Origin of the sequence: Pseudonocardia sp. Ae331_Ps2, from assembly GCF_001932405.1 — a bacterium.
Classification (GTDB): domain Bacteria; phylum Actinomycetota; class Actinomycetes; order Mycobacteriales; family Pseudonocardiaceae; genus Pseudonocardia.
Genome location: NZ_MCIM01000002.1, coordinates 54,802 through 55,444, shown reverse-complemented (window position 1 = coordinate 55,444; position 643 = coordinate 54,802). Strand labels below are relative to the sequence as shown.

Below are 643 nucleotides of genomic sequence, written 5' to 3'. Positions count from 1 at the left end.
GGCTACCTAGTCGGGGGCATGCCGTTCGAGGCGGCTACGGCGATCTGGGAGCGTTTGTGGACGTCGCGGTACCCACTCGCCGCGGACGCCTTCGACGACGGCGTGTGGCGGCAGACGAGGGCGGCGGCGATGACCCGTCAGCACGTCGAGCTGCACCCCAAACACGTGTGGGGTCTGATCGGTGTCGACGTCGACCACCCCGACGCGGTCCTGCGGATGGTCTCCACCGTCGACAACCACCCCCCACCGAACGTGATCATCGAGAACCCCGTCAACGGTCACGCCCACGCCGCCTGGGCCATCACGACCCCGATCAACCTCACCAACTACGGATCCCGCCGATCGGTCCGCTACGGCCTGTCCATCGAAGAAGCACTACGCCGCGCCGTCGGCGGTGACCCGCACTATCCGGCCCGGCTGATCAAAAACCCGTTCCACCCCCGCTGGATGACCCACTTCATCCACGACAACACCTCCACCCTCGACCGGCTCGGCGGAATCCTGACCCCGGCCGGGCACATGCCCGGACGTGGCTGGCACAACCAACGCCGCCGCACCCCCGTCGGGCACTCCCGTAACGAAACCCTGTTCCACGGTGTCCGGCATTTCGCCTACCGGGAGATGCGCCACCACTGGGGCGACG

At 67.8% G+C, this 643-nt stretch carries 1 protein-coding gene; it reads left to right on the top strand.

The genetic code is table 11. The features are described from left to right. Nucleotides 1–129: 129 nt before the first annotated feature. Nucleotides 130–643 (top strand): replication initiation protein (locus Ae331Ps2_RS28620; RefSeq protein WP_217695657.1); only part of this gene is annotated, 514 nt, incomplete at its 3' end.